This is a genomic window from Bradyrhizobium sp. USDA 3364, from assembly GCF_054056355.1.
In genome coordinates this window covers 4379041-4399910 of record NZ_JBSRYG010000002.1, presented here as the reverse complement: position 1 = coordinate 4399910, position 20870 = coordinate 4379041, and the positions used below count along the sequence as shown (strand labels likewise).

Sequence of the window (20870 nt, the reverse complement as noted above, 5' to 3'; positions counted from 1 at the left end):
TTACCCGGCTCCGCCATTACCTAAATTTTAGGGAGTTTTCCGGGCCGGATTTGGGCGGTGCCGCGCTGCGGCAATCTGTCAGCTCCGTTTGCGCGCGGCGCTTTCCCGATTAACATACCGCCATCTTCCAGCCAGAAGGCAGGAGAGCGCCATGACGATCGAGAAATGCATCAAGGAATTTGGTGTCGATGACGTCATTTTTGAGGAAGGCTCGACCGGCCGCGAGTTATTTGTCGTGCTCGACGGCAAGGTCGACATCGCCAAGATCGATGGCCAAAACAAGACGATCATCGTCAGCCTCGGCAAGGGCGAGTTCTTCGGCGAGATGGCAGTGATCGACGGCTCGGCGCGTTCGGCGACCGCGATCGCCTCCGCACCCGCAACCCGGGTGATGCGGATCAACCACGCCCGCTTCGTCTATCTGGTCAGCCAGCAACCGGCCTTCGCGCTGATGGTGATGGATGCGCTCTCGAAGCGCCTGCGCGCCTCCAACGCCGTCACCTACCGGACGGCGGCCGCACCATGAGCGAACGCAAGCCGAGCCCGTTCAAGACGCTGTTCGACGCTGAGGTCGCGACGCTGATCCAGGCCGCCGACGACGTCTACCAGATCCGCTTCAAGAACCGCGCGGCGAATGCCTATCTCGTGCGCGGCAGCAAGCGGACCATCATGATCGACGTCGGGCTGTCGACCAATTATCCGTCGCTGGTCGCCTGTCTCAACCATCTCGGGATCACGCCCGAGATGATCGACATGGTGGTGCTGAGCCACGAGCATCTCGATCACATCGGCGCGGCCTATCATTTTCACGGCTCAGCCTACATCGCCGCGCACCGGCTCGCCGCCAACAAGATCATGCTGCGCGACGACTTCTCGATGCTGCGCAAGATGTTCAACGAGCCGAACGTTCCGATCGACATCGACATCTGGCTCGAGGAAGGCAATCTGATCGACCTCGGCAATTTCCGCCTCAACGTGATGTACACGCCGGGCCACACCTCGGCCTGCATCACGCTGTTCGACCAGGACAAGGGCCTGCTGTTTGCGGCCGACACGCTGATGCCCGGCGGCGTGATGGGCGGCGTGTTCGGCTCCGGCTCGATTGCCGACTACATCCAATCGCTGGAACGGCTGAAGGGCCTCAATTCGAAGATCCTGCTGTCGGGTCACGGCCGGCTGTCCGACACGCCGCAGGACGACGTGCTGATCGCATTGCAGCGCTCGCACGGTCTGCTCGAGGACACGGCGCAACTGTTCGACGCGCTCGATGCGCGCTCGAACTTCGAGCCGATCATGCAGTCGGTGCGCGACCTCAACAAGCTCGACGATTAGCCTTGCTCTCCTTCGCATTTGACAAATCCGCGCTCGGCCTGTTCAACAGCAAGCAACAACAACACTGAAGAACAGGGAGCGAGGACCATGAAACTCTATGACTCGATCGGACCCAAATCCGCGCATCGTGCGCATGTTCATGGCGGAAAAGGGCATCGACGTGCCCAAGGAGACCGTCGACCTGCGCAAGGGCGAGAACCGCGAGGAAGCCCATCTGAAGCGCAATCCGCACGGCCAGATGCCGGCGCTCGAGCTCGACTGCGGCAATTATCTCTCCGAGATCACGGCGATCTGCGAATATCTCGAGGAGAAGCAGCCCGCGCCCGCCATGATCGGTACCACGCCGGAAGAGCGCGCGGAATGCCGGATGTGGACACGCCGCGTCGACCTCAACATCGCCGAGCCGCTCGCCAACGGCTACCGCTTCGGCGAGGCGCTGAAATTCTTCGAGAAGCGGATCCCGGTCGCGCCCGAGGCCTCGCCGGGGCTGAAGATGATCGCCGCCAACCGCATCAAATGGCTTGATAACCAGATGGCCGATGGCCGCAGATACATCTGCGGCGAGCGCTTCACCCTCGCCGACATGCTGCTCTATTGCTGGATCGATTTCGGCAATCAGGTCGGCCAGCCGCTGGACCAGTCGAACGCCAACATCGTCGCCTGGTTCAACCGCGTCGGTGAACGACCGTCGGTGAAGGCGTAGGCTCGCCAGTCGTCATTGCGAGCGAAGCGAAGCAATCCATATTGCCACTTGCGGAGACATGGATTGCTTCGTCGCTGTCGCTCCTCGCAATGACGTCCAGAGGGCTCAAATCACCACCGGCTTGTCCGGCAGTTCGTTCGGGCCGGCGGGAGGCGGAAAATGCTTCGCCAGCTCCCGCGACACCGCTTCGATCCCCTTGATCACGCCCTGCTCGAACCGGCCTGCCCGAAAATCCGTTTCCATCGCGCGGCAGATCGCTTCCCAGCCGGCATGGCCAACCTTCGCATCGATGCCGCGGTCGGCGACGATCTCGACGTCGCGGTCGGCGAGCAAGAGATAGATCAGCACGCCATTGTTGTAATGGGTGTCCCAGATCCGCAAATGCGAGAACACGTCGAGCGCCCGTTCCCGCGCCGGCTGGTTGCGGAACAGCGGCACGCCGTCGAGCGCGCCCTCGACGACGAAGCGGATCTGGCCGGAATGGGTGGCCTCGCCGGCCTTGATCGCCTGCTCGATGGCGTCGAGCACGTGCGGCGGAAATTCGCGCCGCACACGCCAGCGATGCTCGATGAGATGCTTGCCGATGCGCTTGATGCTCATATGCCTACCAGCTCCCCGAGGCGCCGCCGCCGCCGAAGCTGCCGCCTCCGCCGCTGAATCCGCCGCTGTCGCTCGAGCTCGAGCCGCTACTCCAGCCCCCGCCGCCACCGGACCAGCCGCCGGAATAACCGCCACCGCGCCGGTACGGTCCCGAGCCGGCTGCCGGGCCGCCAAAATTCAATCCGCCAAAAATCAGCGCCGCGACGCCGGCGAACAGCCCGACCAGCAGGGCGGTGGCGAGCGAGCCGGCCAGCATCCAGGTGAAGACGCCGACGATGCCGCCGGTCGCGACCGAGCCCAACAGCCGCCCCAGCAGGCCGCGCAGGAAGCCTGCCACGATGATGACGCCGAAGATCACGACCGGATTGGCGAAGTCGACAAGGTTCGGCGCCTGCCAATGCTCGGGCTCGGGCGCCGGCAATTGCTCGCCATTGACCAGGCGGATCATCCGGTCGACGCCGGCAGAGATGCCGCCGGCGAAATCGCCGGCCTTGAATTTCGGCGTGATGTCCTCGTCGATGATGCGGCGGGTGACGACGTCGCTCAGCACGCCTTCCAGGCCGTAGCCGACCTCGATACGCAAATGCCGGTCGTTCTTCGCAACGACCAGCAGCGCGCCGTCATCGACCTTCTTGCGGCCGATCTTCCACGCCTCCGCAACGCGGATCGAGAACTGTTCGATCGTCTCCTCGCCTGACGTCGGCACGATCAGGACCGCGATCTGGCTGCCCTTGCGCCTCTCCAGATCCTTCAGCCTGTCGTTCAGCGACGCGACATCAGCTGATGACAGCGTGCCGGTCTGGTCGACGACGCGGCCGGTGAGCTGAGGCACCGCGACCTCAGCCCATGCGGGGCACACGAAGCCCAGCAGGAAAGCGAGCAGGATGACGCGTGCGGCTGGCATCGCGACGAGCGCCTGCCTGTGCTATTTCGACGGCGCCGGGGCCGGAGCCGGATTGAAATCAACCTTCGGCGCGGTCGAGATCTCCTTCTCATTCTCAACCGTGAAGTTCGGCTTGTCCTTGTAGCCGAACACCATTGCAGTGAGATTGTTCGGGAAGGTGCGGATGCCGACGTTGTACTCCTGCACCGCCTTGATGTAGCGGTTGCGCGCCACGGTGATGCGGTTCTCGGTGCCTTCGAGCTGCGCCATCAAATCGCGGAACAGCGCATCCGACTTCAGCTGCGGATAGTTTTCGGTGACGACCAGGAGCCGCGACAGCGCGCCGGTGAGTTCGCCCTGCGCCTGCGTGAACTTCTGGAACGCGGCCGGGTCGTTGAGCACCTCAGGCGTCGCCTGGATGCTGCCGACCTTGGCGCGCGCATTGGTGACGCCGAGCAGCACGTCCTTCTCCTGCTGCGCAAAGCCCTTCACCGAGTTGACCAGGTTCGGCACGAGGTCGGCGCGCCGCTGGTACTGATTCACCACCTCCGACCAACTCGACTTGACCTGCTCGTCATTGGTCTGGATCGCGTTGTAGCCGCAGTTGGTCAGGCTCAATGTCGCCAGCGCTGCCAGCACGGTCCAAAGCTTGCGCATGAAGGTGGTCCTCCCGGTGGATTCTCGGTCAGCGTAACAGATTTTCGCCGGATAATCCCGTGCGGCGGATTTCACGCCTGCTTTTGCGGATGATGGCGCTTGCCTATCCCTGCCCGCGCCGTTCATCATGGCGAAAAAATCGATCCGGGGAGGATCCATGACGTCTGAACAATTCGAGACGATTGTCGTCGAACGGCCCGAGCTTGCGATCGCGCGGATCGTGATGAACCGCCCCGAGGCCCGCAACGCCCAGAACCTGCAGATGACCTACGACCTCAATACCGCCTTCGACCGGGCGGTGCAGGACGACGCGGTCAAGGTCATCATCCTCGCCGGCAACGGCCCGCATTTCTCGGCCGGTCACGACCTGCGTCCGACCGGCAAGAATGAAGCGGGCGTCGATTTCCCGCCAGTCGGAAATTGGGGCGGCTTCGCCGAACCCAACGCCCACGGCCGTTTCGCGCGCGAGCAGGAGATCTACCTGCAGATCACGCGGCGCTGGCGCAATTTGGCGAAGCCCACGATCGCCGAGGTGCACGGCAAGTGCATCGCCGGCGGGCTGATGCTGGCCTGGGCCTGCGACCTGATCGTCGCCAGCCACGATGCCGAGTTCTGCGATCCCGTGGTGACGATGGGCGTCTGCGGCGTCGAGTGGTTCGTGCATCCCTGGGAGCTCGGCGCGCGCAAGGCCAAGGAGATGCTGTTCACCGCCGATGTCTGGAGCGCCGACGAGGCGCATCGCCTCGGCATGGTCAATCACGTGGTGCCGCGCGGAGATCTCTCGTCCTTCACGTTGGCGCTGGCGCGGCGGATCGCGGCGAAGCCCGCATTCGCGCTGAAGCTCTCCAAGGAGGCGGTGAACCGCACCACTGACATCATGGGGCAGCCCGCTGCGATTGATCAGGCCTTCGCGCTGCATCAGCTTTGCCACGCCCACAATCTTCAGGAATTCGGAATGGTAGTGGATCCCGCGGGTCTGCATCCCTCCGTCAAGAAAACCGCGAACGTGTAGAAAGCCAGATGGACCTCACCCTGAGCGACGAGCAGCGCCTGCTGCGCGAAAGTGCCGACCGCTTCGTGGCGGAGACGTTTACCGCCGACCATCGCAAGAAGGCGGCGAACGATCCGCTGGGTTATTCGCCCGCGATCTGGAAACAGTTCGCCGAGCTCGGCTGGCTGGCGCTGCCGATCAGTGAAGCCCATGGCGGGCTTGGCGGCGGCGCGATCGAGATCGGACTGTTGATGGAAGCGTTCGGCCGCGGGTTGGTGTCCGAGCCGTTCCTCTCCACGATCGTGATCGGCGCCGCGCTGGTGGCCGAATGCGGTACCGAGGCGCAGCAGCAGGCGATCCTGCCCAGGATCGCCGAGGGTGGGCTGACGCTCGCCTTCGCGCATTCGGAACGCGCCGCGCGCTTCGACCTCGCCCATGTCGACACGACCGCCAGCAAGACCGCCGACGGCTGGCGGCTGAGCGGCAGCAAGATCGCCGTGCTGGACGGCGCGGCCGCCAACCAGATCATCGTCTCGGCCCGCGCTGCCAACGCCAACGGCGCATCGGGCAAGCGTGCGCTGTTCCTGGTGCCGGCGGATACGCCCGGCGTCACGCTGCGCGACTATGCGCGGCTCGGCGGCGGGCGCGGCTGCAATCTCGATCTCAGGGATGTGCAACTGCCCGCCGACGCGCTGCTCGGCGACGGCAACGATGCACTGCCCGCGATCGAAACCGTGGTCGACCGCGCGATGGCCGCGCTCGGCGCGGAAGCGGTCGGCATCATGCAGACGCTGCTCGACGCCACGCTCGAATACACCAAAATTCGAAAACAGTTCGGCCGGCCGCTGTCGGCCAACCAGGTGATCCGCCATCGCCTTGCCGACGTGGCGATGCAGGTCGACGAGGCCCGCTCGATGGCGCTGCGCGCCGCGCTGATGGCCAATGCCGAGCCGGTGGCCCGCAGCCGCGCGGCATCCGGCGCCAAGGCCAAGATCGGCAAATGCGCGCGCTTCGTCGCCGAGCAGGCGGTGCAGCTGCACGGCGCCATGGGCGTCACCGAGGAGCTCGACATCGGCGCCTATTTCAAGCGGCTGCTCGCCTTCGACACGCTGTTCGGCGGCAGCGCCCATCATTATCGCCGCCACGCCGCGCTGAGCGGCCGTGCCCACGCGTAACGGAGAGCGCATCATGGATCTCACCTTCAGTGCCGAGGAGCGCGCCTTCGAGCAGGAAGTCCGCGACTACATCGCCTCCAGCCTGACGCCGGAAATGAAGCGCGCCACCGCGCTGACGCCGTCGGTGTTCTCCGACCCCGATATCGGCATGGCCTGGCAGCGCGCGCTGCACGCCAAGGGCTGGGGCGCGCCGGGCTGGCCGGTCGAACACGGCGGGCCGGACTGGACGCCGGCGCAGCGCTGGATCTTCGAGGCCGAATGCGCCCGTGCCGGCGTACCCAACGTCAACGTGATGGGCGTGAAGATGGTCGGCCCCGTTATCATCGGCTTCGGCTCGCCCGAGCAGAAGATTTTCTATCTGCCGCGGATTCTGTCCGGCGAGGATTACTGGTGCCAGGGCTATTCCGAGCCCGGCTCCGGCTCCGACCTCGCCTCGCTGAAGACCCGCGCGGTGCGCGACGGCGACGATTACATCATCAACGGCACCAAGATCTGGACCACGCATGCGCATCACGCCAACCGCATGTTCGCGCTGGTGCGCACCAATGAGGGCGAGCGGCAGCAGGACGGCATCAGTTTTGTTCTCATCGACATGAAGACGCCCGGAAATCACCACCCGCCCGATCCTGACCATCGGCGGCGATCACGAGGTCAACCAGGTGTTCTTCGACGACGTCCGCGTGCCCGTCGCCAACCGCGTCGGCGAGGAAGGCAAGGGCTGGACCTACGGCAAGTATCTGCTCGAATTCGAGCGCGGCTCCGGCATCGCATCCGCCAAGCTGCGCGAGGCGCTGAAGACAATTGCCGATCTCGCGGACTCCGACGTCACCGGCCGCGCCATCGAGGATCCCGACATCGCGATGCGGATGTCGGAGGTCGAGGTCGACATCGACGCGCTCGAGATGACCGAGCTCAGGGTGCTGTCGGCGCTGCAGACCGGGCAGAATCCCGGCGCGGTGTCATCGCTGATCAAGCTCCGTGTCAGCGAGATCCGCCAGGCCGTGACGCGGCTCGGCGTCGACGTGATCGGCCAGGACGGCCTTGCCGTCGAGCCGGCACGGCCGTTCTACCGGCTCAACCACGAGCCGGCGATTCCCGAGGAGCTGTTGCCCGTGATGCCGGAATATCTCAACGGGCGGGCCTACACGATCTTCGGCGGCTCGTCGGAGATCCAGCGAGACATCATCGCGAAGATGGTGTTGGGGTTGTAGCTCGCACCCGAGCGCTCAGCTGAGCAACCGGCGACTTAGGTAACACTTCAACCCGACGACATGGGTAACACAATTCTCGTTTCGTTCAGGTCTGTTGTTGTTGAGGCTGTGGACCCTGAGGGCAACGCGGAGCGTTGTCCTCAAGTCCACAGCCTTTTGTCGTTCGTTTGGGCTTGCGAAGCTGGTCCCCACGATGAGCGATCGTGCCGAGCTCGATCGGGCCATAGCTGACGATCCAACCGTCCTGATCCTCGGCCAGGCCGACGGGTTCGCCGATCAGCGCTTCGCTGATGTAGATCGTGTTGCCGAGCCACTTGATCTCTCCGTTGTGCCGGACCGAGCGGACGTCCTGGTCATCGTATTCCGGCTTGCGCAAGACACCGTCGAAGCGGCGTGAGGAGGCCTGGTAACGGTCGGCTGGCGTAGCGTTATCGAGCGACTGGTGCGGACGCTCCTCATTGTAGAGATGCTGGAAGTTGCGGAGGCGCTTGAGCTGCTCGCGCATGGTGGGAGCCGGCGGATTGGCGGTGTCCTGCAACAGCGTCAGATGCATCCGCTCATGGCGGCCATTCTGCTGAGGTTTGCCCGGCGCAATGCGCTCCGGCGTCACGCCGGCCTTGATCAGGTTGACCGACAGCCGCGACAACCCACCGGCACCACGCGAGGCAAACGGCGAGCCGTTATCCGAACGCATGTAGTGCGGCAACCCAAACTCGCGGAACGCCGCATCGAGCACCGGCCAGACATGATCCGTGTCGGTGCGCGCCAGAGCCTGGCAGCGCAGCAGATAGCGGCTGTACGCGTCGGTGATCGTCAGCGGCTCGCATCGCTTGCCGTCGCCGGTCAGGAACCAGCCCTTGAAGTCGATGCACCACACATCATTGGCCGCCGCGCACGTCGCAAACGGCATGTTCGAGGGCGGCCCGCGCCGGCGCAGCTTGCGCTTCACCGTCAGTCCTTCGCGGTCGAACAGTTCCCCGATCGTGCTCGCCGCAGGCCATGCCGTCCGCGGTGACTTCCGTTCAAGAAAGGCGCGCACCTTGATCGGCCCCCAGGTCGGATGCGCCCGACGCACCTCAAGGCAACGCTCGGCGATCCCCTCGGCTATGCTCTGCGGATGATGCAGCCGAGCCCGCGACCGGTTGAACAGCCCACCGGCGCCTTCCTGCTCAAAACGCGTAAGCCATTTGTACCCCACACGGCGGCTCACCCCGAACCGCCGGCACACCGCCGCAAATGATTCCTCGTGCTTCTCCACCGCCACCACAAATCGCATCCGTTCTTCCACTGCACAGGTCTCCGTCCATCCCATCGGCAAGGCCCTCCTCGCCGATCAGTTGACCTGTTACCCATGTCGCCGGTCTATTCTGTTACCCATGTAGCCGGTTAGGACCCAGCGTTACCCTCCCCTTCCAGGGGAGGGTGTTGACACTCGCGCGCTTACACCCCCGCCTTGGCGTCCTGGATCGCCTGCCAGATCTTCGCCGGCGTCAGCGGCGTATTCAGCTGCTTGATCCCGATCTCGCTCAGCGCATCCATCACGCCGTTGGTGATGCAGGGCGGCCCGCCGATCGCGCCCGACTCGCCGCAGCCCTTGGCGCCCAGTGGATTCGTCTTGCAAGGCGCGGAGGGATCGAGCGTCACTGTGATCGGCGGAATGTCCGAGGCGCGCGGGATGCAATAGTCCTGATAGCTTGCGGTCAGAAGCTGACCCTCCTCGCTGTAGGCGACGCCCTCATACAGCGCCTGGCCGATGCCCTGGACAACGCCGCCATGCACCTGCCCCGTCACCAGCATCGGATTGACCGCGACGCCGACGTCGTCGACGGTGGTGTAGCGCACCACCCGCGTGACGCCGGTCTCCGGATCGATCTCGACCTCGCAGATGTGCGTGCCGTTCGGCCAGCTCGGCCCGTCGACCTCACCCTCGCTCTCGACCGAGAGCTTGGCGCCCTTCTCCTTGCTCGCGATCTCGAACAGGCTGATGCGCTTGTCGGTGCCGACCACGGTGAGGAAGCCGTCGCGGTACTCGATGTCCTCGGCGGAGGCTTCCAGCAAATTGGAGGCCTTGTCGCGCGCCTTGTTGATCATGTCGTTGCTGGAGACCGCAACCGCGGTGCCGCCGACGAACAACGAGCGCGAACCGACGCTGCCGAAACCGGTGGCGAGATCGGTGTCGCCCTGGACGACGTCGATCTTGTCCATGGCGATGCCGAGCGTATCGGCGACCATCTGGGTGTACGTGGTGGCGAGGCCCTGGCCCATGGCCATGGTGCCGGAATGCAGGATGACGCGGCCCTCGGCGGTCGCGTGCAGCGAGACCTTCTCGGTGTGGGCGCGGCCGCCGGTCCACTCGATGTAGCTGGTCAGGCCGCGGCCGTAGAGCAGGCCCTTCTTCTTCGCCGCCTTCTTGCGCGCGGCAAAGCCGTTCCAGTCGGCCAGATCGGAGGCACGCTCCAGCATGCGCGCGAAGGCGCCGGAGTCGTACACCTGGCCGACCGCGTTGGTGTAGGGCAGCTGCGCCGGCTTGATGTAGTTGACCTTCCGGATGGTGCGCGGATCCATGCCGATCTGGCGCGCGGCGGCATCGAACAGCCGCTCGACGATGAACACCGCCTCGGGCCTGCCGGCGCCGCGATAGGCGCCGACCGGCGCGGTGTGGGTCATCACCGACTTCACCTCGAAATGCACCAGCGGCAGATCGTAGACGCCGGTCTGCACGAACGGGCCGAGCACCAGCGGAATGATGTTGGCGGTGCCCGACGAATAGGCGCCGGTGCCGCCGATCGAGCGCACCCGATAGGCCAGCACGCGGCCCTTGGCGTCGAGCGCGAACTCGCCGGTCGAGGTGAGGTCGCGACCATGGGTGCCGCCGACGAACTCGTCGGTGCGGTCGCCGCGCCAGCGGATCTTCTCGTTCAGCTTGGTCGCGGCATAGGCGACGATGCCGTCTTCCGGATAGAGGCTGGTCTTCTGGCCGAAGCCGCCGCCGATGTCGCCGACCAGCACGCGCACGCTGTCCTTCGGCCGCTTCAGGATCGATTCCGCCAAGAGGTCGCGGGTCGAGCCCGGGGTCTGCGACTGCACATGGAGAATGAGCCGGCCGGTCTTCTTCTCGATCTCGGCAATGGTCGAGCGCGGCTCCATCGCCGACGGCACCAGGCGCTGGCTCACCAGATCGAGCGACACCTTGTGCGCGGCGCTGGCAAAGGCTTCCTCGACCTTGGCGGCGTCGCCGTAGCTCATCGCGGCCACGATGTTGTCGGGCGCCTCGGGCCAGACCGCCGGCGCGCCCGGCTTGATCGCCTCGACCGGATCGACCACCGAGGGCAGCACCTCGTAATCGATCTCGATCGCCTCCGCCGCGGTCTGCGCCAGCACGCGCGAGGTCGCGACCACGGCCGCCACTCCCTCGCCCGCGTAGCGCACCACCTCATGCGCCAGCAGGCGACGCGGCGGCACCGTCATCGGCGAGCCGTCGGGCCGCTTGAAGATCGCGAGCGTCGGCAGCGTGCCGATATCGTCCTTCACGAGGTCGGCGCCGGTATAGACTGCCGTCACGCCGGGCATCTCCAGCGCCGCCTTGACGTCGATCGACTTGATATTGGCGTGGGCGTGCGGCGAGCGCAGCACGTGCAGCCAGAGCGCGCCGTCCTGCGGCTTGTCGTCGATGAAATGTCCCGTCCCGGTGACCAGCCGCTGGTCTTCCAGACGCTTGACTGGCTGGCCCGCACCAAAACGCATATTGCCGGGAAGAATGTTCATCAGTGTATCCTTCGACTTCCAAGAAGACTTCCAAGAATTTGGCGGGGGTTTTAGCGGATTTTGGCGGCCTGACAACCGCGCCCGGGGACGCCCGGCCTGCATCATGCGCGAGCACGTCCGGTGGCATTCCGCCGATCAGTGCCTACATCATTGCGCCCGGCCGATATCGACGACGGCGACCTCGACATCGCGCGCCGAGCCGTCGCGATTCACGGTGAGGTGCACCTTCTTGCCGACCCCGATCTGTTCGAGCTGATCAGCCAGATCCGAGAGCCGGTGGACCGGCTTGCCGTCGACCGCGGTAATGACGTCGCCAAGTTCGCCGGTCGACATATCGACCCCGCGGAGCCCGGCGCGCTCGGCCGGCGAGCCCTGGGTTGTGCGCACGATGATCAATCCCTCGGCGCCGATACGCGTGGCGACCGCCTCATTTGCGGTCACGATGCCGATCCCGGGCGTCGGCACGCGGCCGTTGCGGATCAGATTAGGGACGACGCGATTGACGATATCGACGGGGATCGCAAAGCCGATGCCGGCATTCGACCCCGACGGCGACAGGATCGCCGTGGTCACCCCGATCAGCCTCCCGGCGGAATCGAGCAACGGGCCGCCCGAATTGCCGGGATTGATCGCGGTATCGGTCTGGATCACGTTGGAAATCTCGCGCCCGCTGGAGGTCGGCAGCCTGCGCTTCAGCGCGCTGATGATGCCGCTCGACATCGATTGATCGAGCCCGAACGGATTGCCGATCGCATAGGCAAACTGGCCGACCTTGAGGTCGGCCGAGCTGCCGAGCGCCAATGGCGGCGGCAGGTTGCGCGCGCTGCGGATGCGCAGCACCGCCAGATCGTAGTTCGGCGCCGTGCCGACGATCTCGGCGCGCACCGCTTCGCCGGAGGCAAAGCGGATCGCGACCTGGCTCGCGTTCTGCACCACGTGGTTGTTGGTGACGACGTGGCCGTCATTGTCCCAGACAATGCCGGTGCCGGACGCCGAGCCGCTCTCCTGGTCTTCGCTCAGCGGATTGGCGGCGGTTTGCGTCACCACCTGCACGACCGACGGCGAGACCTTCTCGAAGATCTCGACATTGGCCTTTTCGGCCTCCGACAGCGCGCCGCGCTCGGCGACCGCGCGGGCAGCCGGACCCGTCCACGGCGCCTGCCGGATGTTGCCGGCCGCGACGATCAAGAGAATGGCCGCGACGACGGCCAGGACAACGGCGGTGCGCCGGTTCATGGGTATGCTCCAAGCAACAAACGCTTGGGATCAGCAGAGGTTTCCGGCGCGGCCAAGGCGGAATGCCCGGCATATTGCCGCGCGGCCAGTCGCGCGCTCAACCGAGATCCCGCAGGGCTGCCTCGACCACCTTGCGCTGCTCGGCCGTGAGCGGCGCCTGCGGCGGCACGGGATCGCCGACATCGTAGCCCTGGATCGAAAGCCCGGCCTTGATGCAGGCGGCGAGGTTGAAGCGGGCGAAGGCCTCGTTGATGCGCCAGAGCTTGCGCTGCAGGGCCATCGCCTCGTCCCAGCGGGTGCGGCGGCAGAGATTGTAGAGCTCAACGCTCTGCCGCGGGATGATGCAGGCCGGACCGGCCATCCAGCCATGGCCGCCGATCAGCATGACGGCCGCCGGGATGTGGGCGGAAGCCGAGAACACTTTCAGGCTATCACCGCAGCGGTTCATGATCGACAGCAGCCGGCCGGTGTTGGTCGAGGCGTCCTTGATGTAGCCGATCCGCGGATGCTCGGCGAGACGCGCGATGACGTCGAGCGTGAGGTCCGAGCGCTGGAAATTCGGATTGGTGTAGATCACCAAGGGAACGTCGACCGCGTCGGCGATGGCGCGGAAATAGGATTCCACCTGCGCATCACTGAGCGGAAAATAGGCCTCCAGGATCGCGAGAATGCCGGCAGCACCCCGCTTCTGATAGGCCTTGGCCTGCGCCACCGCATCGGCCGTCGAGGTCGAGGCGACGCCGGCGACCACCGGCACGCGGCCTTGCGCGGCCTCGATCGTGGTCTGCACCACCTGCATGCGCTGCGCGTTGTTGAGATAGGCGAATTCGCCGGTCGAGCCGAGCGGCGTCAACCCATGGACGCCGGCCTTGATCAGATCGTCGCAGAGCCGGGCCAGCACCTCGGTACGGACATGGCCGGCGGGATCGACCGGGGACACCAGATACGGAAAGACGCCGTGAAAATCAGCCATTTGCGAGCCTCGTTGACGGCGAGACATAGTCGGGATCGTGCGCAAAGGGAAGCGGCTCGCCGCTGCGCAGGGCGCCGAGTACGGCGGCAAAGTCGGCTTTCGCGCGAAAGCCGAGCAGATGCTCTGCCTTGCCGGCATCGTAGATCCGGCCGATCGATGTCGGCAGCTGCCAGCCGCGCTTGGTGAACAGCGCCGGCGCATCCGGGAAATAGCGCGCGATCACGCCGGCGGCGTCGGTTTTCAGGTCCGCGACGTCGCTGCGCGCAAACGGCGTCGGCGCGCTGATCACGAAGACCTCGAATCCCCTGATCTTCTCCAGCGCCACGATATGAGCATCGGCGGCGTCCTCGACCGTCAGGCGGCGATACAGCAGCTCGGTCGCCTTCAGGTTCTCGCCATGGATATCGCGGATGGTGTCGTCGTCCTCGGGGAAGAAGCGGCTGGTGCGCAGCACGGCGCAATTCAGCCCATGCTCGCGGCTGTACAGCCGGCACAGCCCTTCAGCGGCAAGTTTTGTCACGCCGTAGATGTTGCGCGGCTCGAGCGGTCCCGTGGTCTCGTCGAGCCACACCGCGGCGTGGCCCTCCTCGTCGCGGATCGCCTGCGAGATCATCAACGACGTCGTCGAGGTGAAGACGAAACGATCGTGGCCCGCGGCCGCGGCGGCCTGCAGCAGATTGAGCGTGCCCGTGACGTTGACATCGACGAAGGCCTGCGGGCGGAAGCGCGCGATGTCAGGCTTGTGCAGCGCGCCGCCATGGATCACCGCCGCGATGCCGTGATCGTCGAACACGCGCTCGACCACCGATCGCTCGGCTACCGATCCGACCACGTCGGTCGCGTCGCCCGGGACGACATCGAGGCCGACCACGGCATGGCCTGCCTGTCGAAGCCGCGGCGCGAGGAAGCGGCCGAGCCAGCCGGAAGAGCCGGTCAACAATACACGCATGAATTCCGCCCGGCCCCGCGCCTTCAGAACACCTTGGCGATCGCGGCCTGCGCGTCGCCCTGAATCTGCTTCAGATGATCCGGCCCGCGGAAGCTTTCAGCATAGATCTTGTAGACATCCTCGGTGCCGGAGGGACGCGCGGCGAACCAGCCGGCCTCGCTCTCAACCTTGATGCCGCCGAACGGCTGATCGTTGCCGGGCGCCTTGGTCCTGACCGCGCGCACGGCATCGCCGGCGAGCTCGGTCATGTTGAGCTGCTCGGGCCCGAGCGCCTTCAGCGCGTTCTTCTGCTTCGGCGTCGCCGCGACGTCGATACGCTCGTAGTAGGGAACGCCGAGCTCGGCGGTCAGCTCCTTGAACAGCTCGCTCGGATCGCGCTCGGTTTTAGCGATGATCTCGGCCGCCAGCAGGCCGAGGATGATGCCGTCCTTGTCGGTGGTCCACACCGTGCCGTCGCGCTTGAGGAACGACGCGCCCGCGCTTTCCTCGCCGGCGAAGCCGAAGCCGCCGCTGCCGAGTCCTTCGACGAACCATTTGAAGCCGACCGGCGTCTCGACCAGCTTGCGGCCGAGCTTCTTCGCCACCCGATCGATGATCGAGCTCGACACAATGGTCTTGCCGATCGCGGCGTCCTTGCCCCATTGCGGCCGGTGCGCGAACAGATAGGCGATCGCGGTGGCGAGGAAATGGTTCGGGTTCATCAGCCCGTTCGAGCGCGTCACGATGCCGTGACGATCGGCGTCGGTGTCGTTGGCAAACGCAACGTCGAACCGGTCGCGCATGTCGATCAGGCTCGCCATCGCGTAAGGCGAGGAGCAATCCATCCGGATCTTGCCGTCCCAGTCCGCGGTCATGAAGCGGAAGGTCGGATCGACCGTATCATTGACGATTGACGCGTTGATGCCGTAGCGCGCGATGATCGGCCGCCAGTAATGCACCGCCGCGCCGCCGAGCGGATCGATGCCGATCCTGACGCCCGCGGATTTGATCAGCGCGAGATCGACCGTGTTGCCGAGATCGGCGACATAGGGCGTGATGTAATCGTGCAGATGCGTGGTCGCGGCCTTGCGCGCGCGATCATATTGCATCCGCGCCACGCCCTTGAGCCCGGCCTCGATGTAGCGGTTGGCGTGCTTCTCGACGACGGCGGTGACGTCGGTGTCGGCCGGACCGCCATGCGGCGGATTGTATTTGTAGCCGCCGTCTTCCGGCGGGTTGTGTGACGGCGTGATGACGACGCCGTCGGCGAGGCCCGTACCGCGTCCCTTGTTGTAGCTCAGGATCGCGTGCGAGATCACCGGCGTCGGGGTGTAGCCACCCTGCGCGTCGATCATGATCTCGACGCCGTTCGCCGCGAACACCTCGACCGCGCTGGCCAGCGCCGGCTCGGCCAGCGCATGGGTGTCGATGCCGATGAACAGCGGCCCGGTGAGACCCTTCTCGCGCCGGTAATCGCAGATCGCCTGCGTGGTGGCGAGGATGTGGTCCTCGTTGAAGGAATTCTTCAGCGACGAGCCGCGATGGCCGGAGGTGCCGAAAGCAACCCGCTGGGTGGGGTCGCCGGCGTCGGGCTTGCCCGCAAAATAGGCCGTGACCAGCCGCGGCACATTGGCAAGCGCGGCGGGGTCGATGGGTTTGCCGGCGGCAGGATTTGGTGCAGTCACGTGACCTCTCAGATCTGGTATCGCCGACCATCAGCACAACGAGTCGTGCCGTAGCTTGATCGCCCGGCGTGCTACCATGGCGGCTTACGTTCAATCAAGCCGAGGGCATTTCGTTCCGTGCAGTCAGCGGCAATCCGCTATTCGACGTCGATCTGCTGCACCTTCTCGCGCAGCTCGTCGACCAGCACCCGCTTGTTCTCGGTATAGTCGACCGGCACCACCACGAGATGGACGCCGCCGCCGGAGAAGGCCCGCTCCAGGATCGGAACGATCGCATCCGTGCTCTCGATCCGCGAACCCTTGGCGCCGTAGCTCTCGGCGTATTTGACGAAATCCGGATTGCCGAAGGTGAGGCCGAAATCGGGGAAGTTATCGACCGCCTGCTTCCAGCGGATCATGCCGTAGGCGGAGTCCTCCAGGATCAGGATCACCAGGTTGAGCTTGAGGCGGACCGCGGTCTCCAGTTCCTGCGAGTTCATCATGAAGCCGCCGTCGCCGCAGACCGCGAGCACGCGGTTCTTCGGATAGAGCATCGCCGCCAACATCGCCGACGGCAGGCCGGCGCCCATGGTGGCGAGCGCGTTGTCGAGCAGCAGCGAGTTCGCGAGCAGCGTACGGTAGTTGCGCGCGAACCAGATCTTGTACATGCCGTTGTCGAGCGCGACGATGCCGTCCTCGGGAATGACCTGCCGCACATCGTGCACGATACGCTGCGGCGTCGGCGGCCAGCGGCCCTCGGTGGCGCGATCGGTGATCTTGGCCAGAATGCCGTCGCGCAGGCTGAGCAGCGCGCTGGCATGCGGCAGCTTGCCCTCGACCCGATCGGCCAGCAGTTTGAGACTCGGCCCGACATCGCCGATCACCTCGACTTGCGGGAAATAGACCTGCTCGACGGTGGCCGGCATGTAGCTGACATGGATCACCTGCGGCCCCTTCGGACCCATGATGAAGGGCGGCTTCTCGATCGTGTCGTGACCGATCGCGATGATGAGATCAGCGCGGTCGATCGCCTCGTGCACGTAGTCGCGCTCGCTCAGCGCGGCGGTCCCCATGTATTGATTGGTGCCGCCCGACACCGTGCCCTTGCCCATCTGGGTCGTGAAGAACGGAATTTTCGTCCGCCGCACGAAGTCGCCGATCCCGGCGGTCGAGCGCGGGCGCGATGCGGCCGCACCGAGCATGATCAGCGGACGCTGTGCCTTCAGGATCATGTCGGCGGCGCGGTCGAGCGCGGCGGCATGCGCGATCGGGATTTCGATCGGATGCGGATGCACCAGCTCGACCGGCTCCGTCTCCTCGCCGGCGATGTCTTCCGGCAATTCGAGCAGCACCGGCCCCGGCCGTTCCTGGGTCGCGATGCGGAACGCATCGCGGACCAGCGTCGGAATGGTCGCGCCAGAGACGATCTGCAGCGACAGCTTGGTCAACGGACGGAACGTGTTGACGATGTCGACGATCTGGAACTTGGCCTGCCGGCTGCTCAAGATGCCTTTCTGTCCCGTCAGCATCACCATCGGCATCGCACCGAGCAGCGCATAGGCCGCGCCTGTGGTCAGATTCAGCGCGCCCGGGCCGAGCGTCGTCATGCAGACGCCGGGCTTTCCGGTCAGCCGGCCATAGGTCGCCGCCATGAAGGCCGCGGCCTGCTCGTGGCGGGTCACGATCAGCTTGATCGAGGATTTGCGCAGGCTCTCGACGACGTCGAGATTCTCCTCGCCGGGAACGCCGAACACCCGTTCCACGCCCTCATTCTCGAGCGCTGCAACCAGCAAATCGGAACCCTTGACCATGTCAGCCTCGCCTCGTTGATTGCATGCCGTCGGCGGAGCATATCCGCATCACGCGCCGCCGGAAACTCCCTCGCGCTCTCACGGCTTGTGCGCCTTGATCCAGGCGTCGGCGGCAGGCAGCATGCGCGTGGCGAGATCGGTCGAGATCGCAATCGCCTGCACCGCGCGCGCCACCATCACCCGCCCGCCGCTGGTCGATTGCGACGGGGCGAAGGCGGCGAGCTGTGCGGCATGGGCCTCATCGGTGAAATTGGTCATGAAGTTCGGCACGAACTGGTCGCGGAAGTTAGGCCCCTGTCTTGCCAGCAGCGTATCGAAATTGGCCTGGACGAAACCCCAGGCGAGCTGCGGCTGCTCTCCCGCGGACGCGACCGCGTTGATCATCCCCGTCACGATCGTGTCGGGCAGTTCGTTGGTCAGGGTCAACGCGAGTGTCGCGCGCGCCAGCTCGGCATCGCGGGCGCTGGCCGCGGCGAAATAATAGCGCAGCCGCTCATTGGTGGCCGTGCTCTTGCGTGCGCGAGCACCAGCAGCTGGTCGTAGGTCGCCCGATCGGCGGTGATGCCGACGACATGGGTGACGGCATCGCGCAGCGTGGTCGGAAGCGAGTCGGGATCTTCCAGGAACGCCGCAAAGCGCCGCTTCGCTTCCGCCACGACAGCCGCATCACCGAGATCGCCAAGCGCCGAGATCAGGCTGGCGCGCAGCAGGGCCGTGTCGTCATCGGCCGGACCGTGCCCGTCCCATCCGATCCGATCCAGCACCGGGCGCAGCTTGGCGCGGGCATAGGCCTGAACGACCGGCCGCTCGGTCCGGTCGCGCGACAGTCGATTCAATGCAGCAAATGTCGAGATCACCTGGTCCCACACCGCGCGATGGTCACCGGCGTCGAGCGCGTCGAGCAGCGCGAGATAGGACGGTGCCTCGGCACGGCCCGCCTGCACCAGCGCCCAGCTGTCGGTGACGACATTGAGCCGGTCATCGACCTGCATTTGCGGGAATGCGTTCAGCAACGCCGCCCGGTTCTTCGGGCCGTATTCGACCCTGTAGTAGCCGACGTCGCCGAGATTGACCTTGATCGCATCGCCGCAGGCGCCGGCCGCGATATCGGCGCTACCCTTCAGCAGAAGCTCATCAAAGGGCTTGCCATGCGCCGGTCCGACCGCAACCGGGATCTGCCAGTTGTGGGCCGGCAGCGGCGGATCGTTGGCCGGCGCGATCACGAAGCGATCCTGCCGCAACGTCAGGCGCTGCGCGGTGCCATCGCAGGCGGTCTCGGCCACGACCAGCGGCACGCCGTCCTGCTCGGTGAAGGAAGCGGCGATGCCGGTGATGGTCTTGCCGCCGGCGCTTTCAAGCGCCTGCCAGAGATCCGCCGTGGTGGAATTGCCGTAGGCATGCGCGGCCATGTATTTGCGGATGCCGTCGCGGAACGCCTGCTCGCCGAGATAATTCTCGAGCATGCGGATCAGCGCCTGCCCCTTGTTGTAGGTGATGGCATCGAACGCCGTGACCGCCTCGCTGTGATCGGCGATCGGCTGCTGCACCGGATGCGAGGTGCGGCGCGCATCGAGCGCCATCGCGAACTGCTTGGCGCCGTAACCGTTCAACCAGCTCTGCCATTGCGGGTAGAAATGCTCCGAGGCCTTGGTCGCCATCCAGCTGGCAAAACCCTCGTTGAGCCAGAGATTGTCCCACCATGCCATGGTGACGAGATCGCCGAACCACATATGCGCCATCTCGTGCGCGGTGATGGCGAATATGCCGCGCCGCGCGGTCTCGGCGGAGGTCGCGGGATCGAACAGCAGCCGGCTCTCGAAAAAGGTGATGCCGCCCCAATTCTCCATCGCGCCGCCGAACCCGCCGGGAACAGCAATCAGGTCGAGCTTCGGCAGCGGATATTTCACGCCGAAATAGTCGTTGTAATAGCCGAGCAGCTTCACCGCGCTGTCCAGCGCGAACCGGCCCTGCCCGCTCTTGCCTTCCGTCGTCACCACGCCGACCGTAACGCCGCCGGCATCCGCCGTGACCCGCTCGAGTTCGCCGACCGTGAGCACGAACAGGTAGCTCGACATCTTCGGCGTCGGCGCGAACGCAACCTTCTTGAGATCGCCGGCGACCGGCTGCTCGCTCGTCACGGGCATGTTGCCGACCGCGAGCAGGTTGCGCGGGATCACGACCGTCAGCGCGAAGCTCGCCTTGAACGACGGCTCGTCCCAGCACGGGAAGATCCGCCGCGCATCGGCCGGCTCCAGCTTGCTCGAGATCAGCCGCTTGATACCGCCTTTGGTCGGATAATCCACCGAGAACAAGCCGCTGCCGAACTTGTTGATCTGCGCCGTGAACGCGATGCGCAGCCTGTGGCGGCCCACCGCGAGCGGCTGGGCGAAGGTCAGCGTCGCGGTCTGCGCCGCGGCGTCGGTCGCCACCTCCGCGCGCTGCGCGCCGTCATCGATCGTGGCCTCGGCGAAGGTGGTGTTGATCGCATTCAGCGTCAGTTGCGCGGTCGCCGCACGCACCTCGATATCGACGGTCTCGACGCCGGGTAATGCCAGACTGGTGAAGTCAGGCGTCAGCTCGATCGCGTAATTCAGCGGGATGATGGTCTTCGGCAGCCTTCCGGGCGTGGTGTCGAACGAAAATGTTTGCTCGGCCTGCGCGCCCGCGACCGTCGCCAGCAGCAAGCCGATCGCCGTGGCAAGACGACGCAGCAACGCAACTCGGACATCGATTGCAGGCTTGTTCATCGCGCGCGGCTCACGGGGATCGCAGGGATTTTCAGAGGTCATTGCGGAAGGACGTAGCAGGCAATCTAGTAGAGAAAATGTCGCCACAAAACTGACAACTCCGCGACATCGATGTAGCGACGGATCGATTGACGCGTGTTCACGCCGTCGCTTTCGGCCTCTCCGCCCTTGTTGCTCAACGGCGGGGCGGAAGG

General features: G+C 65.5%; 16 protein-coding genes and 2 pseudogenes. 6 read left to right on the top strand and 12 right to left on the bottom strand.

What is annotated here, in order from left to right:
- The first annotated feature begins 151 nt into the window (after nt 1-151).
- From ACVILL_RS20745 to ACVILL_RS20735, 3 genes are all read left to right on the top strand, one after another.
- Entirely contained in the window at nt 152-526 is a 375-nt protein-coding gene (locus ACVILL_RS20745) for a Crp/Fnr family transcriptional regulator (RefSeq protein WP_456730753.1), read from the top strand.
- On the top strand, nt 523-1332 hold the full coding sequence (locus ACVILL_RS20740; protein WP_456730752.1) for an MBL fold metallo-hydrolase: 810 nt from the start codon (nt 523-525) through the stop codon (nt 1330-1332). The genes ACVILL_RS20745 and ACVILL_RS20740 overlap by 4 nt, the downstream gene beginning before the upstream one ends.
- Nucleotides 1333-1429: 97 nt before the next feature.
- Nucleotides 1430-2035: a glutathione S-transferase family protein gene (locus ACVILL_RS20735; RefSeq protein ID WP_456730751.1), complete on the top strand. Its 606-nt coding sequence runs from the start codon at nt 1430-1432 to the stop codon at nt 2033-2035.
- A gap of 105 nt (nt 2036-2140) precedes the next feature.
- On the opposite strand, the gene ACVILL_RS20730 is transcribed toward ACVILL_RS20735, so the two are convergent.
- From ACVILL_RS20730 to ACVILL_RS20720, 3 genes are read right to left on the bottom strand one after another with little or no spacing between them, the layout of a single operon-like run.
- The gene (locus ACVILL_RS20730) at nt 2141-2635 is read right to left on the bottom strand and encodes a TPM domain-containing protein (RefSeq protein ID WP_456730750.1); all 495 of its coding nucleotides are present in this window, start codon (nt 2633-2635) and stop codon (nt 2141-2143) included.
- Between the two features lie 4 nt (nt 2636-2639).
- Nucleotides 2640-3539, bottom strand: coding sequence for a TPM domain-containing protein (locus ACVILL_RS20725; protein ID WP_456730749.1), 900 nt, complete (start codon nt 3537-3539; stop codon nt 2640-2642).
- Between the two features lie 21 nt (nt 3540-3560).
- Complete coding sequence (locus ACVILL_RS20720; RefSeq protein WP_456730748.1) at nt 3561-4175, bottom strand: LemA family protein; 615 nt, start codon at nt 4173-4175, stop codon at nt 3561-3563.
- A gap of 157 nt (nt 4176-4332) precedes the next feature.
- On the opposite strand from ACVILL_RS20720, the gene ACVILL_RS20715 reads away from it, so the two are divergent.
- The 3 genes and pseudogenes from ACVILL_RS20715 (at nt 4333) to ACVILL_RS20705 (ending at nt 7552) form a co-directional block, all read left to right on the top strand.
- Complete coding sequence (locus tag ACVILL_RS20715; protein WP_456730747.1) at nt 4333-5187, top strand: enoyl-CoA hydratase; 855 nt, start codon at nt 4333-4335, stop codon at nt 5185-5187.
- Nucleotides 5188-5195: 8 nt separating this feature from the next.
- Nucleotides 5196-6341 (top strand): acyl-CoA dehydrogenase family protein, encoded by a 1146-nt coding sequence (locus ACVILL_RS20710; RefSeq protein WP_456730746.1) that lies wholly within the window; start codon nt 5196-5198, stop codon nt 6339-6341.
- A 13-nt stretch (nt 6342-6354) separates the two neighbouring features.
- Nucleotides 6355-7552: pseudogene (locus tag ACVILL_RS20705) on the top strand (acyl-CoA dehydrogenase family protein).
- Nucleotides 7553-7751: 199 nt separating this feature from the next.
- Here the strand turns inward: ACVILL_RS20705 and ACVILL_RS20700 are convergent.
- From ACVILL_RS20700 to ACVILL_RS20660, 9 genes and pseudogenes are all read right to left on the bottom strand, one after another.
- A pseudogene (locus ACVILL_RS20700) lies at nt 7752-8864 on the bottom strand (integrase core domain-containing protein); the annotation flags it as partial.
- A gap of 128 nt (nt 8865-8992) precedes the next feature.
- Nucleotides 8993-11317, bottom strand: coding sequence for a xanthine dehydrogenase family protein molybdopterin-binding subunit (locus ACVILL_RS20695; protein WP_456730745.1), 2325 nt, complete (start codon nt 11315-11317; stop codon nt 8993-8995).
- A gap of 147 nt (nt 11318-11464) precedes the next feature.
- A complete protein-coding gene (locus ACVILL_RS20690; RefSeq protein WP_456730744.1) occupies nt 11465-12553 on the bottom strand; it encodes a S1C family serine protease in 1089 nt (362 codons plus the stop codon).
- 97 nt (nt 12554-12650) lie between these two features.
- Nucleotides 12651-13526: a dihydrodipicolinate synthase family protein gene (locus ACVILL_RS20685; RefSeq protein WP_456730743.1), complete on the bottom strand. Its 876-nt coding sequence runs from the start codon at nt 13524-13526 to the stop codon at nt 12651-12653.
- Entirely contained in the window at nt 13519-14475 is a 957-nt protein-coding gene (locus ACVILL_RS20680; RefSeq protein WP_456730742.1) for an NAD-dependent epimerase/dehydratase family protein, read from the bottom strand. The genes ACVILL_RS20685 and ACVILL_RS20680 overlap by 8 nt, the downstream gene beginning before the upstream one ends.
- Nucleotides 14476-14498: 23 nt before the next feature.
- Nucleotides 14499-16139 (bottom strand): phosphoglucomutase (alpha-D-glucose-1,6-bisphosphate-dependent), encoded by a 1641-nt coding sequence (gene pgm / locus ACVILL_RS20675; protein ID WP_456730741.1) that lies wholly within the window; start codon nt 16137-16139, stop codon nt 14499-14501.
- Nucleotides 16140-16276: 137 nt separating this feature from the next.
- Entirely contained in the window at nt 16277-17929 is a 1653-nt protein-coding gene (locus tag ACVILL_RS20670) for an acetolactate synthase large subunit (protein ID WP_456730740.1), read from the bottom strand.
- Nucleotides 17930-18007: 78 nt separating this feature from the next.
- Nucleotides 18008-18418 (bottom strand): ERAP1-like C-terminal domain-containing protein, encoded by a 411-nt coding sequence (locus tag ACVILL_RS20665; RefSeq protein ID WP_456734313.1) that lies wholly within the window; start codon nt 18416-18418, stop codon nt 18008-18010.
- Nucleotides 18352-20676 carry a M1 family metallopeptidase gene (locus ACVILL_RS20660; RefSeq protein ID WP_456730739.1) on the bottom strand — a complete coding sequence of 775 codons (2325 nt, stop codon included), beginning with the start codon at nt 20674-20676 and terminating at the stop codon, nt 18352-18354. Before ACVILL_RS20660 ends, ACVILL_RS20665 begins: the two co-directional genes overlap by 67 nt.
- Between the last annotated feature and the right edge of the window lie 194 nt (nt 20677-20870).

Bases quoted from the DNA above. Each gene is read 5' to 3' on its own strand.
- ACVILL_RS20745 (WP_456730753.1), top strand. From the start codon at position 152: ATGACGATCGAGAAATGCATCAAGGAATTTGGTGTCGATGACGTCATT.
- ACVILL_RS20740 (WP_456730752.1), top strand. From the start codon at position 523: ATGAGCGAACGCAAGCCGAGCCCGTTCAAGACGCTGTTCGACGCTGAG.
- ACVILL_RS20735 (WP_456730751.1), top strand. From the start codon at position 1,430: ATGACTCGATCGGACCCAAATCCGCGCATCGTGCGCATGTTCATGGCG.
- ACVILL_RS20730 (WP_456730750.1), bottom strand. From the start codon at position 2,635: ATGAGCATCAAGCGCATCGGCAAGCATCTCATCGAGCATCGCTGGCGT.
- ACVILL_RS20725 (WP_456730749.1), bottom strand. From the start codon at position 3,539: ATGCCAGCCGCACGCGTCATCCTGCTCGCTTTCCTGCTGGGCTTCGTG.
- ACVILL_RS20720 (WP_456730748.1), bottom strand. From the start codon at position 4,175: ATGCGCAAGCTTTGGACCGTGCTGGCAGCGCTGGCGACATTGAGCCTG.
- ACVILL_RS20715 (WP_456730747.1), top strand. From the start codon at position 4,333: ATGACGTCTGAACAATTCGAGACGATTGTCGTCGAACGGCCCGAGCTT.
- ACVILL_RS20710 (WP_456730746.1), top strand. From the start codon at position 5,196: ATGGACCTCACCCTGAGCGACGAGCAGCGCCTGCTGCGCGAAAGTGCC.
- ACVILL_RS20695 (WP_456730745.1), bottom strand. From the start codon at position 11,317: ATGAACATTCTTCCCGGCAATATGCGTTTTGGTGCGGGCCAGCCAGTC.
- ACVILL_RS20690 (WP_456730744.1), bottom strand. From the start codon at position 12,553: ATGAACCGGCGCACCGCCGTTGTCCTGGCCGTCGTCGCGGCCATTCTC.
- ACVILL_RS20685 (WP_456730743.1), bottom strand. From the start codon at position 13,526: ATGGCTGATTTTCACGGCGTCTTTCCGTATCTGGTGTCCCCGGTCGAT.
- ACVILL_RS20680 (WP_456730742.1), bottom strand. From the start codon at position 14,475: ATGCGTGTATTGTTGACCGGCTCTTCCGGCTGGCTCGGCCGCTTCCTC.
- ACVILL_RS20670 (WP_456730740.1), bottom strand. From the start codon at position 17,929: ATGGTCAAGGGTTCCGATTTGCTGGTTGCAGCGCTCGAGAATGAGGGC.
- ACVILL_RS20660 (WP_456730739.1), bottom strand. From the start codon at position 20,676: ATGAACAAGCCTGCAATCGATGTCCGAGTTGCGTTGCTGCGTCGTCTT.